The organism is Micromonospora sp. CPCC 205561 (assembly GCF_036906775.1).
Classification (GTDB): domain Bacteria; phylum Actinomycetota; class Actinomycetes; order Mycobacteriales; family Micromonosporaceae; genus Micromonospora.
The window spans coordinates 37,693-56,627 of the sequence record NZ_JBAKHV010000008.1 but is presented as its reverse complement, the minus strand read 5'-3'; the positions used below and the strand labels follow the sequence as shown (position 1 = coordinate 56,627).

Annotated in this window: 18 protein-coding genes; 11 read left to right on the top strand and 7 right to left on the bottom strand. The window is 75.0% G+C overall.

Annotated features, from left to right (window positions below; all coding sequences use genetic code 11):
* Positions 1-137: 137 nt before the first annotated feature.
* The gene (locus V6V16_RS07440) at positions 138-1,517 is read left to right on the top strand and encodes a glycoside hydrolase family 6 protein (RefSeq protein WP_334560795.1); all 1,380 of its coding nucleotides are present in this window, start codon (positions 138-140) and stop codon (positions 1,515-1,517) included.
* A gap of 81 nt (positions 1,518-1,598) precedes the next feature.
* Here V6V16_RS07440 and V6V16_RS07435 read toward each other — a convergent pair whose 3' ends face one another.
* On the bottom strand, positions 1,599-1,826 hold the full coding sequence (locus tag V6V16_RS07435; RefSeq protein WP_334560793.1) for a hypothetical protein: 228 nt from the start codon (positions 1,824-1,826) through the stop codon (positions 1,599-1,601).
* A gap of 250 nt (positions 1,827-2,076) precedes the next feature.
* Here V6V16_RS07435 and V6V16_RS07430 point away from each other — a divergent pair, with 250 nt between their 5' ends.
* The 3 genes from V6V16_RS07430 (at position 2,077) to V6V16_RS07420 (ending at position 4,291) form a co-directional block, all read left to right on the top strand.
* Positions 2,077-2,661 carry a general stress protein gene (locus tag V6V16_RS07430; protein ID WP_334560791.1) on the top strand — a complete coding sequence of 195 codons (585 nt, stop codon included), beginning with the start codon at positions 2,077-2,079 and terminating at the stop codon, positions 2,659-2,661.
* Positions 2,662-2,811: 150 nt separating this feature from the next.
* Complete coding sequence (locus tag V6V16_RS07425) at positions 2,812-3,294, top strand: MarR family winged helix-turn-helix transcriptional regulator (RefSeq protein WP_334560789.1); 483 nt, start codon at positions 2,812-2,814, stop codon at positions 3,292-3,294.
* A gap of 10 nt (positions 3,295-3,304) precedes the next feature.
* Positions 3,305-4,291: a pirin family protein gene (locus tag V6V16_RS07420; protein ID WP_334560786.1), complete on the top strand. Its 987-nt coding sequence runs from the start codon at positions 3,305-3,307 to the stop codon at positions 4,289-4,291.
* A gap of 64 nt (positions 4,292-4,355) precedes the next feature.
* Here the strand turns inward: V6V16_RS07420 and V6V16_RS07415 are convergent, their stop codons facing one another.
* Positions 4,356-4,484 carry a hypothetical protein gene (locus V6V16_RS07415; RefSeq protein WP_281190601.1) on the bottom strand — a complete coding sequence of 43 codons (129 nt, stop codon included), beginning with the start codon at positions 4,482-4,484 and terminating at the stop codon, positions 4,356-4,358.
* 143 nt (positions 4,485-4,627) lie between these two features.
* Here V6V16_RS07415 and V6V16_RS07410 point away from each other — a divergent pair, with 143 nt between their 5' ends.
* Positions 4,628-6,217, top strand: a complete 1,590-nt coding sequence (locus V6V16_RS07410) for a phospholipase D family protein (RefSeq protein ID WP_334560781.1) — start codon at positions 4,628-4,630, stop codon at positions 6,215-6,217.
* A gap of 37 nt (positions 6,218-6,254) precedes the next feature.
* Here the strand turns inward: V6V16_RS07410 and V6V16_RS07405 are convergent, their stop codons facing one another.
* A complete protein-coding gene (locus V6V16_RS07405) occupies positions 6,255-7,013 on the bottom strand; it encodes a hypothetical protein (RefSeq protein WP_334560779.1) in 759 nt (252 codons plus the stop codon).
* 355 nt (positions 7,014-7,368) lie between these two features.
* On the opposite strand from V6V16_RS07405, the gene V6V16_RS07400 reads away from it, so the two are divergent.
* Positions 7,369-8,193 (top strand): SigB/SigF/SigG family RNA polymerase sigma factor, encoded by an 825-nt coding sequence (locus tag V6V16_RS07400; RefSeq protein ID WP_334560777.1) that lies wholly within the window; start codon positions 7,369-7,371, stop codon positions 8,191-8,193.
* 95 nt (positions 8,194-8,288) lie between these two features.
* Here V6V16_RS07400 and V6V16_RS07395 read toward each other — a convergent pair whose 3' ends face one another.
* The 3 genes from V6V16_RS07395 to V6V16_RS07385 are packed head-to-tail and all read right to left on the bottom strand — an operon-like array spanning position 8,289 to position 11,069.
* On the bottom strand, positions 8,289-8,879 hold the full coding sequence (locus V6V16_RS07395) for a GNAT family N-acetyltransferase (protein WP_334560776.1): 591 nt from the start codon (positions 8,877-8,879) through the stop codon (positions 8,289-8,291).
* Positions 8,876-10,402 carry an APC family permease gene (locus tag V6V16_RS07390; RefSeq protein WP_334560775.1) on the bottom strand — a complete coding sequence of 509 codons (1,527 nt, stop codon included), beginning with the start codon at positions 10,400-10,402 and terminating at the stop codon, positions 8,876-8,878. Before V6V16_RS07390 ends, V6V16_RS07395 begins: the two co-directional genes overlap by 4 nt.
* Before the next feature lie 40 nt (positions 10,403-10,442).
* A complete protein-coding gene (locus V6V16_RS07385; protein WP_334560944.1) occupies positions 10,443-11,069 on the bottom strand; it encodes a GOLPH3/VPS74 family protein in 627 nt (208 codons plus the stop codon).
* Between the two features lie 139 nt (positions 11,070-11,208).
* On the opposite strand from V6V16_RS07385, the gene V6V16_RS07380 reads away from it, so the two are divergent.
* From V6V16_RS07380 to hrpB, 3 genes are read left to right on the top strand one after another with little or no spacing between them, the layout of a single operon-like run.
* Positions 11,209-12,051, top strand: coding sequence for a helix-turn-helix domain-containing protein (locus V6V16_RS07380; protein WP_334560774.1), 843 nt, complete (start codon positions 11,209-11,211; stop codon positions 12,049-12,051).
* Positions 12,052-12,091: 40 nt separating this feature from the next.
* Positions 12,092-12,292 carry a DUF397 domain-containing protein gene (locus V6V16_RS07375; RefSeq protein ID WP_334560772.1) on the top strand — a complete coding sequence of 67 codons (201 nt, stop codon included), beginning with the start codon at positions 12,092-12,094 and terminating at the stop codon, positions 12,290-12,292.
* Between the two features lie 29 nt (positions 12,293-12,321).
* On the top strand, positions 12,322-14,847 hold the full coding sequence (gene hrpB / locus V6V16_RS07370) for an ATP-dependent helicase HrpB (RefSeq protein WP_334560942.1): 2,526 nt from the start codon (positions 12,322-12,324) through the stop codon (positions 14,845-14,847).
* Positions 14,848-14,922: 75 nt separating this feature from the next.
* Here the strand turns inward: hrpB and V6V16_RS07365 are convergent, their stop codons facing one another.
* The gene (locus V6V16_RS07365; RefSeq protein ID WP_334560770.1) at positions 14,923-15,648 is read right to left on the bottom strand and encodes a PP2C family protein-serine/threonine phosphatase; all 726 of its coding nucleotides are present in this window, start codon (positions 15,646-15,648) and stop codon (positions 14,923-14,925) included.
* Between the two features lie 226 nt (positions 15,649-15,874).
* Between V6V16_RS07365 and V6V16_RS07360 the strand changes: the two genes are divergently transcribed.
* Together V6V16_RS07360 and V6V16_RS07355 are read left to right on the top strand one after the other, a co-directional pair.
* Positions 15,875-18,487, top strand: a complete 2,613-nt coding sequence (locus V6V16_RS07360; RefSeq protein WP_334560769.1) for a glycoside hydrolase family 9 protein — start codon at positions 15,875-15,877, stop codon at positions 18,485-18,487.
* A gap of 209 nt (positions 18,488-18,696) precedes the next feature.
* Positions 18,697-18,927, top strand: a complete 231-nt coding sequence (locus V6V16_RS07355) for a hypothetical protein (RefSeq protein ID WP_334560768.1) — start codon at positions 18,697-18,699, stop codon at positions 18,925-18,927.
* Positions 18,928-18,935: the final 8 nt, after the last annotated feature.

Below are 18,935 nucleotides of genomic sequence, written 5' to 3'. Positions count from 1 at the left end.
CCGGCACCGCCGGCCGGCCGCGCCGCGCGCGCCGGCGGTCGCGACGCGGGCTCTTCACATCGCCGCAATCACCGCGTAGTTTGACGGCGAGCATGGGAGCGCTTCCAGCGGTGCTCCTCGATGGAATGGGAGAGCCCGTGAGAAGCAGACCGGCACTCGTCGCGGCGGCCGCCGCGGCCGCGCTCACCGTCGTCACCACCGTCACCCTCGGCATCGTCCGGGCCCCCGCCGCGGTCGCCGCCGACTCCGCGTTCTACGTCGACCCGGCGACGGCCGCCGCGGCGTGGGTCGCGGCCAACCCCGGCGACCCCCGCGCCGCCGTCATCTCCGCGCGGATCGCGAACGTCCCGCAGGGCCGCTGGTTCACCAGGACCAACACCTCGACCGTACGCTCGGAGGTGGACGCCCTGGTCGGGGCGGCGGCAGCCGCCGGCAAGGTGCCGATCCTGGTGGTCTACAACATCCCCAACCGGGACTGCAGCGGGGCGAGCGGGGGTGGCGCCCCCGACCACGCCACCTACCGGCAGTGGGTCGACCAGGTCGCGGCCGGCCTGGCCGGACGGCCGGCGGCCATCGTCCTGGAGCCGGACGTGCTGCCGCTGATGACCAGCTGCCAGAACGCCGCGCAGCAGGCCGAGACGAGGGCCTCCATGGCGTACGCGGGCAAGAGACTCAAGGCGGGTTCGGCCGCCGCGAAGGTCTACTTCGACATCGGGCACTCGGCGTGGCTCTCCCCCGGCGAGGCCGCCTCCCGGCTGCTCGGCGCGGACATCGCCAACAGCGCCGACGGCATCTCGCTGAACGTCAGCAACTACCGGCGCACCGCCGACGAGGTCGCCTACGCCAAGGCGGTGATCGCGGCGACCGGCGTGTCCCGGCTCCGGGCGGTCGTCGACACCAGCCGCAACGGCAACGGCCCGGCCGGCTCGGAGTGGTGCGACCCGGCCGGGCGGGCCATCGGCACGCCGAGCACCACCGCCACGGGGGACCCGGCGATCGACGCGTACCTCTGGGTGAAGCTGCCCGGCGAGGCCGACGGCTGCATCGCCGCGGCCGGCCAGTTCGTGCCGCAGCGGGCGTACGACCTCGCCGTGGCCGCCGGACCGGCACCGACCACCGCGCCGCCCACCACCGCGCCGCCGACCACGGCCCCGCCCACCACCGCGCCGCCGACCACGGCCCCGCCCACCACTCCCCCGCCGACCGGCGGCTGCACGGTGACCCAGACCGTCAACGCCTGGTCGGGCGGCTTCACCGCAGAGCTGCGGGTCACCAACCACGGGGCGGCGCTCACCGGCTGGACCCTCAGCTTCGCCCCCGGCGCCGGCGTCCGGTTGACCAACGGCTGGAACGGCGACTGGAGCCAGTCGGGCGACCGGATCACCGTCCGCAACGCCGCGTGGAACGCCGGCCTGCCCACGGGCGGCACCCTCTCCCTCGGCTTCCAGGGCACCTCGACCGGCAGCACCCCGCCCGCCCCGACCGGGTTCACGCTCAACGGCACCGCCTGCTCCTGACCCCCGCGCCCCGCCCGGCCCACCCGGCCGGGCGGGGCGCGACCGGCCTTCGCGCGACGGCGGCCGGTGGGCGCGCGAGCGTCACCTGCCACGAGCCCCGGCCCGTGCACCGCGCCACCTGGCGGCGTAGGGGAGCACGAACAGGTAGAGGCCGGTGGCGAGGAGCAGGGCGAGCGGAAGCAGCGGCACGTAGGACACCCAGACGGCGGGCTCCTCCCGCGCCAGGGCGACGAAGGCGACGACGACGGTCACCGTGAAGGCGACCGACACCCAGCGGTGCACCTGCCTGATCCACTTGTTCCAGCGCACTGGGACCTCCTCGGGAAAGCGGCCTACCGACCCCCGGCGACCTGGGGGAACGTCCGTGCCGGCCACGCTAGTGGCGCCGGGTCGACCGGAGCTTCTCGATTCCTGACCGGTGCGGCGCACCACCCGCCGGCAGGCCGGTGCGCGGCGCGGTCCCCGACCTTCGGCACCCCGCTCGACGGGCATCCGCGCGGGCGGCGGCGTTACCCCTCGGCGGCGGCGGGAACGCGGGCGGTCGACGAAGGAGGAACCCATGACCACACCGTCGAGTCCCACCTCGGCCTGGCGGCCCGGGATGCCGGGCGGCGACACCCTCCCGTCCGGTCCCGCCGGCCGGCCGACCGCCGCCGGCCACGACGGGCACGGCCCGCAGGCGGGCCCGCCCACCGTGACGATCGGGTCGTACGAGGACTATCCGTCCGCCCAGCGGGTGGTCGACCACCTGGCGGACAACCGGTTCCCGGTGGAGCACAGCGCCATCGTCGGCACGAACCTCACGCTGGTGGAGACCGTGCTCGGCCGGATGACCACCGGACGGGCGGCGCTGGCGGGCGCGGGCACGGGCGCCTGGTTCGGGCTCTTCATCGGCCTGCTGTTCGGCATCTTCTCCGCCGGCAACTGGATCGCGGTGATCCTGGTCGGGCTGCTCGTCGGCGCCCTCTGGGGAGCCGTCTTCGGCGCGGTCGCGCACGCGATGACCGGCGGGCGGCGCGACTTCACCTCGGCCAGCTCGCTGCGCGCCGGCCGGTACGCCGTCATCGTCGAGCAGCAACTCGCCGAGCAGGCCCGTCAGCTGCTCGGCCGGATGCACGCCCCGGCGCCACCGCCCTCCCGGTGACCCGTCGCCGGGAGCCCGGCCCTCGGCGGAGGATCGGCCGGACGGGCGGCCGTCGACCGGTTGCTTCAAAGCTGAAGCAAGCTCCGAATAAATCCACCAGCACGCCTCTGGGGCGGTAGTAAAAATTTGAAATAGTGTTATCGTGTGGGCATGACCGAGAGCCTGGACAGCGCCCGACTGGCCGCCTGGCGGGCCTACATCGAGGCCAGCCAGCGGCTCTACACGCAGCTGGAGGAGGATCTGCGTGCCGAGAGCGCGCTCAGCTTCGCCGACTACCACGTGCTCGTCCTGCTCTCCGAGGCCCCGGGGCAGCGGCTGCGGATGGGCGAGCTGGCGAGCCGCCTGGTCTTCTCGCCGAGCCGGCTGACGTACCAGATCTCGGCCATGCGGCGGCGCGGCCTGGTGGCCCGGGAGTCCTGTCCCGACGACCGCCGTGGCAGCGAGGCCGTGCTCACCGCCGCCGGCCTGCTGGCCCTGCGCGAGGCCGCCCCGCACCACCTGCGCTCGGTGCGCGCCCACCTGATGGACGACCTCGACGACGCCGAGGTCGCCTGCCTCACCCGGATCTTCGAGCGACTCGGCCGGCGCCTGCGCGCGGACCGCGACGCGTCGACCGCCCACCCCCACAGCTGAGGAGTCCCCGATGCCCGCCATCACCGTCGACGACGTGCTCGTCCTGCCCCGCCTGCCCGAGCTCGACGGGTCCACCGCGTTCCGGCCGGTCCGCCGGCTGACCACCGCGCCCAGCGGCTACGAGGGCGAGGGCTTCCCGGTCCGCCGGGCGTTCGCCGGCGTGCCGGTGGGCGAGCTGGACCCGTTCATCCACCTGGACCAGATGGGCGAGGTGGACTACGCCCCGGGCGAGCCACGGGGCACCGCCTGGCACCCGCACCGCGGCTTCGAGACCGTGACCTACATGATCGACGGGATCATGGACCACCAGGACTCGCAGGGCGGCGGGGGCACGATCACCAACGGCGACACCCAGTGGATGACCGCCGCGAGCGGCCTGCTGCACATCGAGGCGCCGCCGGAGCACCTAGTCCGCAGCGGCGGGTTGTTCCACGGCACCCAGCTCTGGGTCAACCTGCCCCGCGCGGCGAAGATGAACCCGCCCCGCTACCAGGACATCCGCGGCCGGGAGGCGGCGCTGCTGACCACGCCCGACGGGGGCGCGCTGATCCGGGTGATCGCCGGCGAGGTCGCCGGGCACCGGGGGCCGGGTTCCACCCACACCCCGATCACCATCACCCACGTCACCGTGCAGCCCGGCGCCCGCGTCGACCTGCCGTGGCGGCCCGACTTCAACGCCCTGGTCTACGTGCTGGGCGGGCGGGGCACGGTGGGCACCGACGGGCGGCCCGTGCACACCGGGCAGCTGGCCGTGCACGGCCCGGGCGACGCGCTGACCTTCGCCGCCGACGCGAGCCAGGACAGCCACACCCCGGCGCTGGAGCTCTACATCATGGGCGGGGAGCCGATCCGGGAACCGGTGGCGCACTACGGCCCGTTCGTGATGAACACCCGCGACGAGCTGCTCCAGGCGTTCGAGGACTTCAAGGCCGGCCGGCTGGGCGTCGTCCCCGCCGAGCGGCTCCCGCACACCGACGGGCAGGCCCGGCGGCCCTGACGCGCCCGGCGGGTGGGCGCCTCCGGCACGACCGGAGGCGCCCACCGGCGCGCCGGGCGTGGGGTCAGGAGACGGCGAAGATGCCCGCGACGCCCAGGATCACCATGAGCAACACCGCCACCAGCGCACCCCGCTCGCTCTCGACCGCCTGCTCGCGGTACTCGGTCACGGAGTTCGTCGTCTCGCCGGGCATGGTGTTGCCTCCTCGGTGTTCGCGTCGTGCTCGGGTGGGCGTCGCGGGGTTCGTCCGACCGGGGCACCTGGCTCCGGCCGGGATGCGCCCCCGCGACGGGGGTCCTACCGTGAGGACGTTGTCGACCTCGGGGGGCTGGAACGATGGCACCGCACGACTGGTTGCTCAGCGCACGCGAACGCGCCAACCCGGTGTCGGAGTTACCCGTCTGGACCAGCGGAAACCTTGCCGAGCCGTTAATTCACGGTGCCGAGTACTTCGACCGGCTGGTCCGCGAGGTGGAGGCGCTGGACGCGGGCGACCACCTCTTCTTCACCGACTGGCGGGGCGACCCGGACCAGCGGCTGCGCCCGGACGGGCCGACCGTGGCCCAGCTCTTCGCCCGGGCCGCGCAGCGGGGCGTGGTGGTCAAGGGGCTGGTCTGGCGCTCCCACCTCGACGCCCTCTCCTACAGCGAGGCGGAGAACCGCACCCTCAGCGAGACGGTCTCCGCCGCCGGCGGTGAGGTGCTGCTCGACCAGCGGGTCCGCCGGGGCGGCTCGCACCACCAGAAGCTGGTGGTGCTGCGACATCCCCGCGCGCCGGAACGGGACGTCGCCTTCGCCGGCGGGATCGACCTGTGCCACAGCCGGCGCGACGACGCGGAGCACCGGGGCGACCCGCAGGCCGTGCAGATGTCCCCCCGCTACGGCGAGCACCCGCCCTGGCACGACGTGCAGCTCGCGGTGCGCGGGCCGGCGGTGGGGGCGCTCGACACCACCTTCCGCGAGCGGTGGACCGACCCGATGCCGCTGGACTCGGAGAACCCCCTCGCGTACCTGCGGGACCGGCTGCGCGGCGCGGACCTGCGGCCCGACCCGCTGCCGGAGCAGCCCCCCGACCCGCCGCCCTGCGGGACCCACCACATCCAGGTGCTGCGGACCTACCCGGCCGTGCGGCCCCGCTACTCCTTCGCCCCCGACGGCGAGCGCACCGTGGCCCGCGGCTACACCAAGGCGGTCCGGCGGGCCCGGCGGCTGATCTATCTGGAGGACCAGTACCTCTGGTCCACCGAGGTGGCCGACCTCTTCGCCCGGGCGCTGCGGGACAGCCCCGACCTGCACCTGGTGGCGGTGGTCCCCCGCTACCCGGACGTGGACGGCCGGCTGGCGCTGCCGCCGAACACGGTCGGCCGGGAGCAGGCGCTGTCGCTCTGCGAACGGGCGGCGCCGGAACGCGTGCACGTGCTCGACGTGGAGAACCACTCCGGCACCCCCGTGTACGTGCACGCCAAGGTGTGCGTCGTCGACGACGTGTGGGCCAGCGTCGGCAGCGACAACTTCAACCGCCGCTCCTGGACCCACGACAGCGAGCTCTCCTGCGCGGTGCTGGACGAGACGCGGGACGAGCGGGCTCCGACCGACCCGGCCGGCCAGGGCGACGGGGCCCGGGTCTTCGCCCGGGAGCTGCGGTTGCGGCTGTGGCGCGAGCACCTGGACCGCGACCCGGCGGGCGGCGGGGACGCCGACCTGATCGACCCGGCCGACGCCGTGGCGGCGGTCACCGCCGCCGCCGACGCGCTGCAACGGTGGTACGACGCCGGGCGGGTCGGCCCCCGGCCGCCGGGCCGGCTGTTGCCGCACCGGCCGGAGCGGCTGCCCTGGTACACGCGGGCCTGGGCGGTGCCGGCGTACCGGCTGGTCTACGACCCCGACGGCCGCCCGCTGCGGGACCGGCGCGCCGGCACCTGGTGATCGTCTCCGTGCCCCGGCTCCACCTCCCGACCCGCGCTCAGGCGGGCACGGAGAGGGCGTCGACCCGGTTGCGGGCGGGTACGGGCCGCTCGGGGTCGGGCCCGGCGTCGTGCACGGTCAGCCCGCCCGGGTAGGCGAACGAGGCCCGCGGGGAGTAGAAGCCGAAGCCGATCGTCAGCGGGTTCTCGGGACGCAGCGCGTAGATCGGGTGCTCCGGCTCCAGGAACTCGACCGACTCGATCACGAACGGGCTCACCGGTTCGGCGACGTACGGGTACACGGAGCTGAGCAGCTGCCCGTCGCGGGCGGTGAAGTAGCGGTGGTGGCCGCTGCTGACGCTCTGGCCGGTGTCGCCGACCTGGCAGCGGGCACGGATCAACGGCACGCCGTCGATCTCCGTCTCGGCGGTGATCTGCCCGTCGTGGTGCTCGATGCGGGTGCGACCGGCGCTGACCGGCGCGCCGCGCGCGGCGGCGTAGGCGCGGACCCGATCGCTACAGGTCACGTAGTGCGTCCACCAACCGCCGGGGCTGACCCCGCCGGGCGCGTCCACCCCGGCCAGCGCCACCCCGAGGTAGGTCAGCGAGTACGCGCCGAAGCCGGAGGTCTGGCTCTCGTCGTCGACCACGTACTGGTTGAGGAAGACCAGTCGGTCGGGGGACGGCCGCAGCCCGGGCGGCGGCAGCGCCGCGACCGCGTCCGCGTCCGCCGGCAGCCAGCCGAAGTGGAGCGCGCGGCTGTTCACGACGAGCTGGGGAGCGGCGGGGTCGAGCACGGCACCTCCGGGGCGGTTCACGTACCCGCACGCTACGGCCCGTCCCGTCGACGGGACAACGACGGAAAGCCGACATTGGGCGGGCCGCCCATCCCGGCTTCGTGGCCCGCTCGGCCGGCCGCTGCGGCCGTCCGGAGGCACGGTCGTCGATGTCCGGCCGGGCGGGTCCGCCGTCCGCCCGGGTAAGCCGGCTCACAGACCGAGGAGCTTTCGTCCCCTTCAGGGCTTTCACGGTCGAAAATTACTTAAGGACATCGTACTTTCGGCTAGATTTCTTCGGACCGATCGGGCTAAGGTGACTCCCGAACGGACATCTGAAGCTAAACCAAAGCGTCACGTCTTTTTGTCCGCGGACGAGGTGCAGGGAGGACCACCCATGACCGCGCCAACGATGAGCGAGCAGGCGAAAACAACACCGAGCACCACCGAGAAGCTGGACCCGAGGGCGCTCACCGACAGCGCCGCCGACCTGCTCAACGCGATGGCCGCGCTGCCGGCGAACCACCCGTCGCGCGCCGCCCTGCGTGACCGGGCGATCGAGGCCTGGCTGCCGCTCGCCAACCACCTCGCCCACCGCTACAGCGGTCGGGGCGAGCCCACCGACGACCTGGCCCAGACCGCCGCCGTCGGCCTGATCAAGGCGATCGACAAGTTCGACCCGTCCCGCGGCGTCGACTTCGCCGGCTACGCGATCCCCACCATCATCGGCGAGCTCAAGCGGCACTTCCGCGACCGCACCTGGGACATCCGGGTGCCGCGCCGGCTCCAGGAGCTGCGGCTGGCCATCTCCGACGCCAACAGCTCGCTGCTGCAGACCCTCGGCCGCTCGCCGACGGTCGCCGACATCGCCGCCCACCTCAAGCTCACCGAGGAAGAGGTGCTGGAGGGCCTGGAGGGCGCCCGCGCCTACAACGCGGTCTCGCTCTCCACCCCCACGGGCGACGGCGACCGGGCCACGGAGCTGGGCGACATGCTCGGCGGTGAGGACGGCGAGTTCGAGCTGGCCGAGCTGCGGGTCGCCCTCGGCCCGGCGCTGGCCACGCTCGACGAGCGCGAGCAGAAGATCCTGACGCTGCGGTTCTACGGCAACCTGACGCAGTCGCAGATCGCGGAGCAGATCGGCGTGTCCCAGATGCACGTCTCCCGGCTGCTGGCCCGGGCGCTGACCAAGCTGCGCGGGCAGCTCGACGGCACGTACTGAGAGACGTGGGCGACGGCCCCCGCCGTCGCCCACGCACCACCACCGGCGCACCGACGCCCGGGTCACCCCTCGCGGGGCGGCCCGGGCGTCGTCGTTCAGCGCGCGGGTTCCCGCCACATCGGCCAGAAAGGCGTGCCGTCGGGCAGGTGGAACGGCTCGTCGACCCGGTAGCCGTGCCGCGCGTACAGATCCCGGCCGGCCTCGCTGGCCGCCTCCAGGTAACCCGGCACCCCCTCGGTGTCCAGGACCGCGTGGTGGTGCCGCAGCAGCGCGCTGCCCAGCCCCTGCCCCTGCCGGCCCGGCGCGACGGCGAGGAACGCCAGGTGGTGGTGGTCCGGGTGCGGGTGGTGGGCGGCGAAGAGCTTGTCCAGGTGCACGAACCGGTCCGTCCACTCCCCGCACGCCGCGGCCAGCCGGGCGTCGTAGTCCTGCGGGGGCGGGGCGGGCTCACCCACCGACGGGAACCAGACCGCCACCCCCGCCCGGTCCGCGGTCGCGTGGACCAGGCCGTACCGCATCGCGTGCTCCACCAGGATCGCGAAGTTGCCGGCCAGCACGGACTGCCGCCGTCCGGGGTCGGGCACCAGCCACCGGGGCGCGTCGAGCGCCATGAAGGCCTCGGCGATCCGGTCGGCGACCAGGGCCGTCTCCCCGGGCCCGAGCCGCTCGATCCGCATCCCGCTCATCGCCGCGCCGCCGTCGCGCTCGGCACCGGACCGTCCACCCGCCCGGACGGCGCCACCGTGGCCGTCACGCTCTCCGCGCCCAGACCGATGCGGGCGTACGTGTCGGGACGGCCGCCGCGCAGCACCAGCGCCCAGAGCACGCCGAGCAGCGCGGCGACCGGGTAGACCGCCGGCACCGCCCAGCGCAGGGGCGAGTCCGGTGCGACCCCGAGCAGGTCGGCGAAGTTCGCCACCGCCAGCGCGACGATCACGGCGAGGGCGACGGCGGCGAGGCCGGGAGCCAACGCGGCCCGCCACACCCCCTCGGACCCCCGGCGCCGGGCGAAGAAGGCGATCACCGCGACCGAGGTGGTGGCGATCAGCAGCAGTACGCCGAAGCCGCCGGCCGTGCCGACCCAGTAGAAGAGCTGCACCACCGGGTCCCAGCCGTTGACCGCGTAGCACACGATCACCGCCAGCCCGAGCGCGCTCTGCGCGAGGGAGGCCGCCTGCGGCGACCCGGTACGCGGCGAGGTCTGCCCGAACACCGCCGGCAGCACGCGCTCCCGGCCGAGCGCGAATGCGTACCGGGCGGTGGTGTTGTGGAAGGAGATCATCGCGGCGAGCACCGAGGTCAGGAAGAGCGCCTGGCCGATGGTCACGGCCGTCTCCCCGAGGTGCGCCCCGGCGAGGTTGAAGATCAGCCCGATGCTCTGCTCGCCCGCCTCGGCGGCGATCCGGTCCGGGCCGACGGCGACGGTCATGCTCCACGACGACAGCGCGTAGACGCCCGCGATGATCGCGATCGAGAGGTAGGTGGCCAGCGGCACCGTCCGCCGCGGGTCCTTGCTCTCCTCGCTGAACACCACGGCGGACTCGAAGCCGACGAAGCCCAGGATGGCCAGCACCAGCACCGCACCGGCGCCGGGCCCGACGAGGTTCTCCGGCGACAGGGCGGCGAAGCTGACCTCCCCGCCGGCCGGGTGGGACAGCTGCCCGAGGTCGAAGACAACGATCACCACCATCTCGGCGACCAGGAGCGCCGCCAGCACCAGGCCGTTGAGGTCGATCCGGAGCAGGCCGAGCACCCCGACCGTCGCCCAGGCGACCAGCGCCACGATCCACCACGCCGGGGCCGCCCCGAACAGGCGACCCAGCACCGGCTCCGCGGCGGCGCCGATGGTGCCGTAGAGGCCCACCTGGAGCGCGTTGTACGCGATCAGCGCCACCCAGGCGGCGCCGACGCCGGCCGGGCGGCCCAGCCCCCGGGCGACGTACGCGTAGAACGCGCCGGCGTTGGTCATCCGCCGGGCCATCGCCACGTACCCGATGGAGAAGAGGGCCAGCACCGCGGCGACCGTCAGGAAGGCCACCGGGATGCCGAGCACGCCGACGACCCCGTAGCCGGTGGTGACGACGCCGGCCACCACGGTCAGCGGGGCGGCGGCGGAGAGGACGAAGAAGATCACCGACGGGACACCGAGCCGGCCACGGGCCAGGGCCTCGGAGACGTTGCTCGGTCGGTCGAGCGTTGGTGTCGACATGGGCGGACTCCGGTTCGAGGGGAGGGTGGAGGGGTGCCGGTCAGCCGACGCCGCGCAGCACGGCGGCGCCGACCGCGGCCTCGGTGTGCGCCACGAGGTCCCGCAGCGGCGGGGGGAGCGCGGGCAGGAGCACGTTCAGCCGGTGGTGCGCCCGGGGACCGGCGCTCCACAGCACCTCGCGGCTCAGCCCGGCGGCCACGACCAGGCCCAGCAGCAGCCCGTCGGGCACGCTCGGCGGCTCCGGCCGGTCGAGCAGGGCGCGCAGCCGGGTGGCCGGCCAGGCCACCGCGTTCAGGTCGATCGGCAGGTAGCTGACGGTGGTGCGCAGCAGCCGCCGGTTCTCGCGCCGACGCAGCACTCCCGCCCTGACCAGCCGCTCCCCCACCGAGGCGGTGGCGGTCGGCGCCAGGAAGCTGAGCCAGGTGCGCACCGGGTGTTGCTGCGTCTCGCCCACGACCTGGTCGAGCACGGTGTGCGCCAGCGCGTCCGCCGGCGGGCGACGGTCGACGACGGCGACCAGTCCGGAGGAGATGGTGACGTGTCCACGAAGGAGCAGCTCACCGAGCAGCCCGCCGGCGAGACCGAGGCCGGTCGCTGACGGGTGCAGCTTCGCCTTGCCCCGGCTGTCGTTGTGCGTGATCAGGAAGAACTCGTCGGCGATGAGCAACCGGTCCTCCCGCGGGTCGTCCACAGTGATCGCAACCGGGCAAGGATGCACCGGCCGTGACTGCAACGCAACTCCCGTTTCTGGTAGTTGCACTCCGTGCTTATGCCACCTGGGGATCTTGTCGTGACAGACTCGGAGGGTGACCGCCAGCCCCACCGTCCGCCGCCGCCGTATCGCCCGGGAACTCCGCCAGTTGCGCGAGCGTGCCGGGATGACCCTGGACGTCGCGGCCCGCCAGTTGGACATGTCGAAGAGCAACCTCTCCCGCATCGAGAACGCCCAGATCGGCATCAAGCCGCGCGACGTCCGGGCCGCGCTGGCCCTGTACGAGGTGACCGGGGCCGACGCCGAGGCGCTGATCGAGATCGCCCGCGGGGCGCAGCAGCGCGGCTGGTGGCAGAGCTACAGCGACGTGCTGCCCGAGTGGTTCGAGTTCTACGTCGGGCTGGAGGCGGAGGCGGCGACCCTGCGGACGTACGAGGTCGAGGCGGTGCCCGGGCTCCTGCAGACCGAGGCGTACGCCCGGGAGGTCTTCCGGCGCACCGCGGGCGAGGACGGGATCGAACGCAAGGTGGCCGCGCGGCTGCACCGGCAGAACGTGCTGCACCGCGAGAACCCGGTCGAGCTGTCGGTGGTGCTGAACGAGGCGGCGCTCTGCCGGCCGGTGGGCGGTGGGGCCGTCATGTCCGATCAGATGGCACATCTCGCGAAGGTCGCTCAGCTACCGAACGTAACTCTTCAGGTACTTCCCTTCTCGGCCGGCGGGCACCCGGCGATGAACGCCCCGTACGTCGTGCTGACATTCGCCGATGCCGCCGACGCGACCGTGGTTTACCTGGAAAATCTCACCATGGGACTGGCTCTGGAGGAGGCCGTCCAGGTGCGCGGGTATAGCCTTGTGCACGAGGAGCTGTGCCGGATGGCACTCGGTCCGGAGGCGTCGCTGACGCGCCTGGCGGAAGCTTCTCGTCACTTTGCGTGACCGCTGGCGCGGCACGCTGGCACAAACGGGGGTACCGCCGATGACCGCGTTCGACCTCACCCGGGCCCAGTGGCGCACGAGCACCCGCAGCGTCGGCAACGGCAACTGCGTGGAGGTCGCCGTCGGACCGGACCGGGTCGCCGTGCGCGACAGCAAGGACCGGCAGGGACCGGTGCTGGCCTTCCCCGCGCCGGCCTGGCGCGCCTTCGTCGGCGGCGTCGCCGGGGTACGCCGCGCCTGAGCCAGCGCCGGCCGGTGCGAGACTTGGCCGTGCTCTCCGACGTCTCCCTCGACCTGCCCGTACGGCCGGTGCTGCCGGAGCTGGTCGCGGCGCTGCGCAGGACCGGCACGGGGGTGCTGGTCGCCCCGCCGGGCACCGGCAAGACCTCGCTCGCCCCGCTGGCCGTGGCCGCCGAGGTGACCGGTCGGGTGCTGGTCGCCCAGCCGCGCCGGGTGGCCGCCCGCGCGGCGGCGCGCCGGATGGCCGCGCTGCTCGGCGAGCCGCTCGGCGAGCGGGTCGGGTACGCCGTGCGCGGCGAGCGCCGCGGCGGCCCGCGGACCCGCGTCGAGGTGGTCACCACCGGGCTGCTGCTCCGCCGCCTGCACCGCGATCCCGAGTTGGCCGGGACCGGCGCCGTGCTGCTCGACGAGTGCCACGAGCGGCAGCTCGACGCCGACCTGGCGCTCGCGTTCGCCGTGGAGGCCCGCACCGCGCTGCGCCCCGACCTCTGGCTGCTGGCGATGTCGGCCACCCCCGAGGCGGACCGGTTCGCCGCGCTGCTCGGCGGCGACGAACCCGCGCCGATCGTCCGCGCCTCGGCGGCGCTGCACCCGGTGGCCCGGATCTGGGCACCGCCGCCCCGGCCGGTGACCGCGCCCGGCGCCGGCCCGGTCGACCGGGGCCTGCTCGACCACGTCGCGGCGACCGTGCACCGGGCGCTGCGCGAGCGCGACGGGGACGTGCTGGTCTTCCTGCCGGGGGCCGGCGAGATCGCCGCCGTCTCCGGCCGGCTGGCCGGACTGCGCGACACGGTCGCCGTCCTCCCGCTGCACGGCCGGCAGCGCGGCGCCGACCAGGACGCGGCGCTGCGGCCGGCCGACCGGCGGCGGGTGGTGCTGGCGACGTCGGTGGCGGAGAGCAGCCTCACCGTCCCCGGCGTCCGGGTGGTGGTGGACGCGGGGCTGGCGCGGGTCGCCCGGATGGACCTGTCCCGCGGGCTGGGCGCACTGGTCACCGTGCCGGTGTCCCGGGCGGCGGCGACCCAGCGGGCCGGCCGGGCGGGCCGGGAGGCGCCCGGGTACGTGTACCGCTGCTGGTCGGCGGCGACCCACGAGCGGCTGGCCGCACAGCCGGAGCCGGAGATCGCCACCGCCGACCTGACGGGCTTCGCGCTGGAGCTGGCCGCCTGGGGGTCGCCGGACGGGACCGGGCTGGCCCTGCCGGATCCGCCCCCGACGGCGGCGATGACGGTGGCCCGGGAGACCCTCACCGCCCTGGGCGCGGTGGACGTCGACGGCCGGATCACCGACCGGGGGCGGTCGATCGCCGCGGTCGGCGCCCACCCCCGGCTCGCCCGCGCGCTGCTCGACGGGGCCCGCCGGGTGGGTCCCGACCGGGCCGCGGAGGTCGTGGCCGTGCTCGCCGAGGAGACCGCCGCCGGGCCGGGCGACGACCTGACGGCGGCCTGGCGGCGGCTGCGCGCGGGTGCGGACCCGGGAGCCACCGCCCGCTGGCGCGCGGAGGTACGCCGGCTGCGCGCCGCCCTGCCCGAGGCGCCCGCCGCGCCGGCGGGGCGGCGCGGCCCCGGCCGGTTGACCGACGACCTGGCCGCCGGGCTGCTGGTCGGGCTGGCCCACCCGGAGCGGCTGGCCCGGGCGCGGCGCCCGGGCGGCTCGGCGTACCTGATGAGCGGCGGAACCGCGGCGGAGCTGGCGCCCGGGTCCGGGCTGGCCGGCGCCGACTGGCTGGCGGTCGCGGTGGCGGACCGGTCCCCCGGCGCGCCGACCGCCCGGGTCCGGCTGGCCACCCCGCTGGACGAGGCGACCGCCCGGGAGGCCGGCGGGCCGCTGCTGCGCACCGAGCGGGAGGTCGGCTGGAGCGGCGCGGACGTGGTGGCCCGGGAGGTGGTGCGGCTGGGCGCGATCGAGCTGGTCGAGCGGCCGCTCGCCCGACCCGACCCGGCGGAGCTGACGCGGGCCCTGCTGACCGGGCTGCGCCGTACCGGCCTCGGGCTGCTGACCTGGACCCCGGCGGCGTTGGCGTTGCGCGAGCGGCTGGCGTTCTGCCGGCACGCGCTGGGCGGCGACTGGCCGGACGTGGACGACGAGGCGCTGCTCGCCGACGCGCCCGCCTGGCTGGGCCCGGAGCTGGCCCGCGCCCGCCGCCGGGCCGACCTGGCCCGGGTGGACGTCGCCGGCGCGCTGCGCCGGCTGCTGCCGTGGACGCTGGCGGCCCGGCTCGACGAGGTGGCGCCGGAGCGGATCACCGTGCCCAGCGGGTCGCGGGTGCGGCTCGGCTACGCCGATCCGGCGGCGCCGGTGCTCGCCGTGAAGCTCCAGGAGACCTTCGGCTGGCGGGACGCGCCCCGCGTCGCCGACGGGCGGGTGCCGGTGCTGCTGCACCTGCTCTCCCCGGCCGGGCGGCCGGTGGCGGTCACCGCCGACCTGGCCTCCTTCTGGCGTACGGGCTATCCGCGGGTGCGGGCTGAGCTGCGCGGCCGCTACCCGCGCCACCCGTGGCCCGAGGACCCGACCACGGCCGCGCCCACCCGGCACGCCGCCCCGCGCCGCCGCTGAGCGGCCCTCTGGTCGTCACCGGCGACGCCGCGCGGTCGCACGGCGCTGACCGGCTGGCCCGCCCGTGCCGCCGGCTCACTCCTGCACGACGTCGGCGACGAGCACCGTGACGTTGTCCGGCCCGCCGGCGCGCAGCGCCAGGTCGATCAGCCGGCGGGCGCACTCCGTGCGGTCCGGGTGCCCGGCGAGCACCTCGGCGAGGGTGTCCGGCCGGACGACGTTGGAGAGGCCGTCGCTGCACAGCAGCCAGCGGTCCCCGGCCCAGGGCACCATCGTCGCGTACGCCGGGGAGACCTCGTCGCCCTGCAACGCCTGGGTGACCACGGCCCGGCGGGGATGGCTGCTGGCCTCGTCGGCGGTGATCACCCCCTGGTCGACTAGCATCTGCACGAACGTGTCGTCCCGGGTGATCTGCTTGAGCACCCCCTCGCGGAACAGGTAGGCGCGGGAGTCCCCGACGTGGGCGAGGGCCAGGCAACTGCCCGTACGGGCGAAGAGCAGGGCGGTGAGCGTGGTGCCCATGCCCTGCCGCTCCGGATCCTCGGCGACCGCCTGGCGGATCCGCGTGGTGGCCAGCTCGATGCCGCCCTGGAGCGCGGCCACCAGCGCGTGCTCGGGGGTCTCCACGTCCAGCGGAGCGACGGCGTCGATGGCGATCGCGCTGGCCAGGTCGCCGGCCGCCATCCCGCCCATGCCGTCGGCGACGGCGACGAGCCAGGTGCCGGCGTGCAGGGCGTCCTGGTTCCCACTGCGGATCAGCCCACGGTCGCTCGTTCCCACGGAACGCAGCTTCAGGGTCATGGGTGGCAGCCTGCCAGGCGGAGGGCGCAGTTGTCTCTAGGAGATCAGGTACTCGGCGCGTCGCGCGGCGAATCTCACTGTCGGCGGGCCCTCCCGGACGACCGCACACCATCCAGCCGGATCGATTGACAGGTGCCCGGGGGCACTGGAAGCATCAACTCAACCTGGGAGCGCTCCCAGGTGGCCACCACCTCTTCCGTCCCCCAGTCGTCCGGAAGGACCACCCGTGACGCCATCCCGACGCCGCCTCGCGCTGCTCGCGGCCGCGACCACCCTCGCCCTGACCGGCGGGGCCGCCGGCGCGGCCCACGCCGAACCGCCCCCCGACGCCCCCGAACAGATCGACAACGGCGACTTCAGCGCCGGCGTGTCCCCCTGGTTCTCCTACGGCACCGGCGCGCTCGGAATCACCGACGGCCGGCTCTGCACCACCGTGCCCGGCGGCCTGGCGAGCCCGTGGGACGCCGGCATCGGCCAGGACGGCGTGCCGCTGATCGCCGGGGCCGAGTACACCCTCGGCTTCGACGTCTCCGCCACCCCCGGCACCGCCGTCAAGGCCGTCCTGCAACTGGGCAGCGCCCCCTACACCACGTACGCCAGCGTGGACGCCACCGCCGGCGGCACCGCACAGCGCTTCGAGAAGACGTTCACGGTCGCGGAGGGGAACCCGGCCGCCCAACTGATCTTCCAGGTCGGCGGCGCCGCCGCCGAGCAGACCATCTGCCTGGACGACGTCTCGCTGCGCGGCGGCGAGCCGCCCGAGCCGTACGTGCCCGACACCGGGCCGCGGGTGCGGGTCAACCAGGTCGGCTACCTGCCCGGCGGGCCGAAGAACGCCACCGTGGTGACATCGGCGACCGAGGCCCTGCCCTGGCAGCTCCGCTCGGCCGCCGGCGCGGTCCTGGCCAGCGGCACCACCACCCCGCGCGGCGTCGACGCCGCCTCCGGGCAGAACGTGCAGACCCTCGACTTCTCGTCGTACCGGAGCCCGGGGGCGGGGCTGACCCTGACCGTCGACGGCGAGACCAGCCACCCGTTCGACATCTCCGGCACCCTCTACGACCGGCTGCGCTCCGACTCGCTCCAGTTCTTCTACGCCCAGCGCAGCGGCATCGCCATCGACGGCGACCTGATCGGCGCCGAGTACGCCCGCCCCGCAGGGCACCTCGGCGTGGCGCCCAACAAGGGCGACACCTCCGTGCCCTGCCAGCCGGGCGTCTGCGACTACTCGCTGGACGTGCGCGGCGGCTGGTACGACGCCGGCGACCACGGCAAGTACGTGGTCAACGGCGGCATCGCCACCTACCAGCTGCTGAACACCTTCGAGCGGACCCGCACGGCCGCCACCGCCGGACACGGCGCGGCCCTCGGCGACAACACGCTGCGGGTGCCCGAGCGCGGCAACGGCGTGCCGGACGTGCTCGACGAGGCCCGCTGGGAGCTGGAGTTCCTGCTGCGCATGCAGGTGCCGGCCGGCAAGCCGCTCGCCGGGATGGCCCACCACAAGATCCACGACCGGAACTGGACCGGGCTGCCGCTCGCCCCGCACGACGACCCGGAGCAGCGCGAGCTGCACCCGCCGTCCACCGCCGCCACCCTCAACCTGGCCGCAGTCGCCGCCCAGTGCGCGCGGCTCTTCGCCCCCTACGACGCGGCCTTCGCGACGCGCTGCGGCACGGCGGCGAAGACGGCCTACGCCGCCGCCGAGGCCAACCCGACGCGGTACGCCAGCCCGGCCGACAGCACCGGCGGCGGCGCGTACGACGACACCAACGTCAGCGACGAGTTCTACTGGGCGGCCGTCGAGCTCTACCTGAGCACCGGGGAGCAGGCGTACCTGGCGGACCTGACCGCGTCGCCGCAGCACACCGCGGACGTCTTCGACCCGCGCGGCTTCGGCTGGCAGGGCGTCGCCGCGCTGGGCCGGCTCGACCTGGCCACGGTGCCCAACGGGCTGCCGGCCGCCGACCTGGCCCGCGTGCGGGCCTCGGTGACCGCCGCCGCCGACGCCCACCTCGCCGAGCTGAACCGGCAGGCGTACGGGCTGCCGATGCCCGGAGACGCGGGCAGCTACTTCTGGGGCGGCAACAGCAACGTCATCAACAACGCGATCGTGCTGGCCACCGCCTTCGACCTGACCCGGGACGCGAAGTACCGCGACGGCGCCGTGCAGGCGATGGACTACGTCCTGGGCCGCAACGCGCTGAACATCTCGTACGTGACCGGGTGGGGCGAGCACGCGGCGGAGAACCAGCACAGCCGGATCTTCGGCCACCAGCTCGACCCGGACCTGCCGAAGCCCCCGGCCGGCTCGCTGGCCGGCGGCCCGAACGCCGCCCTGCAGGACCCGTTCGCCGCGAAGCTGCTCGCCGGCTGCAAGCCGATGTTCTGCTACGTCGACGACATCAACTCGTACGCGACCAACGAGGTGGCGATCAACTGGAACTCGGCGCTCGCCTGGATCGCCTCGTTCCTGGCCGACCAGGGCGACTCGGCCGCGGTGCCCGCGCCGACCTGCGCGGCCACCTACACCAACTACGGCACCTGGCACGGCGGCAGCGGGTTCACCTCCCAGGTGACCATCCGCAACACCGGCACCGCCGCCGTCGACGGTTGGGCGGCCCGCTTCGCCTTCACCGGCGACCAGAAGGTGCGCGAGGCGTGGCTGGCGAAGACGACCCAGGCCGGGGCCACGGTCACCGCCCGCAACGAGTCGCACAACGCCCGGATCGCCCCGGGCGGCTCGGTCACCTTCGGCTTCAACGCGGTAACCGGCGGCGGCGCCAATCCGGCGCCCGGACTGATCACCCTCAACGGCGCGGCCTGCACGCTGTCCTGACCGACCGCGTCCGTCGCCCTCCGGCGACCGGTCGCCTCGACCGCGCCGGCCCGACCGTCGGGTGACGCTCACGCCGCTCGTGTGGTGGCCTCCTCCGGGCCCGGGGGAGGCCACCACCTCGGTCGGGCCCCGTCGCGCGGGACGGGCCGCGCGGCCGGCAACCGCCCGGTTCTCGGCGGCCTCCCGGGACGTACTACAGGGTGCCCGGCATGGACGACGCGGAGCGGCGGGTGTGGCGGCGGCTGCCGGAGGGCACCCGCGCCGCCCTGGCCGGCCCGACCCGGCGGACCTGGGACCCGGTTGCCGGCAGCGCCCTGACCACGATCAGCAGCGCGGGCGCGCGGAGAGCGCCACCCTGGCGAGACCTCGGCGAGCGGGCCGGCTCGCGGCGCCGAGGGCCGCTGCCCAGCCCGGCCTACCATCGAGGCGCCTGGTTGTAGCAGCATGT